This window comes from Roseateles sp. P5_B10, from assembly GCF_056400485.1.
In genome coordinates this window covers 1-922 of record NZ_JBFULE010001332.1, presented here as the reverse complement: position 1 = coordinate 922, position 922 = coordinate 1, and the positions used below count along the sequence as shown (strand labels likewise).

1 pseudogene is annotated in these 922 nt (G+C 73.8%); it reads left to right on the top strand.

Features of this window, described 5'->3' with window-relative positions:
- Positions 1–139: 139 nt before the first annotated feature.
- Positions 140–922 (top strand): annotated as a pseudogene (locus tag AC1DU6_RS33115) (hypothetical protein); the annotation flags it as partial.

Genomic DNA, 922 nt, shown 5'->3' with positions numbered 1-922 from the left:
GGCACCGCCCGCGCCTGCGGCGCCGCCGGTGGTCGCCCCGCCGACGAGCGTGATGGCCGAGGCATCGCCCGCACCGGCGCCAGGCCCGGTGGTACGGCAAAAAACCCGCTCCAAGCCGCGCGCCAGTGGCCCACGCCTGGTGCTGGAACGGCCTGAGGTGCTGGTGGCCGAAGCGCCGCGGCCCGTCCAGCCTGCCGCCAGCGCGCCCGAGATGGAGCTCACGCCCGAGCTGGAAGCCCAGATCGCTCAGCTTGAGCAGACCGTGGCCCAGCTGCGCGCCGACCTGGAGGCACGGCTGCAGGCCGAAGCCGCCGCGGCCTCGGCGGTGGCCATACCGCCGGCCTCCGCACCGGCCGTGGCACCGCCGCCCGTGGCGGTGCGCAGCGCACATGCCTCGCCCTATCGCGACCCCATGACCTGGGTGCTGACGTTGGGGCTGAGCCTGCTGGCGGGCTCGGCGGCTTTCTATTTCAGCCGCTGGCGCGATCAACGGGCCCGCCGCGAGCTTGCCTATTGGCGTGCCCTGCATGCCGCCGAAGGGGCCGGCCTGCCGGCGGTGCTGCCACAACACTCGCCGGGCATGGCGCCGCCTGTCGTCGGCCAAGCCGCGGCGCTGCCGGACGAAGGCCAGCACCAGGTCACGCGGCCACAGCCTCGACCGATGGCGTGGCCGCCGGCGCCCATTGCATCACCGCCACCACCCRCTGTCGCACCGCCCGCGATGGACATGCAGGCGACCATGCGTCTGCCGGTCCAGGCCGCGGCCGCGCCGGTGCTGTCCAACGAGCTGACCGTGGCGGACGAGCTGCTGGACCTGCAGCAACAGGTCGATTTCCTGCAGCTGCTCGGCCAGCAAGAAGCGGCGGCCGACCTGCTGGCCACGCGGTTGGCGCGTGGCAATGCCGGCGCCATGCCCTATCTG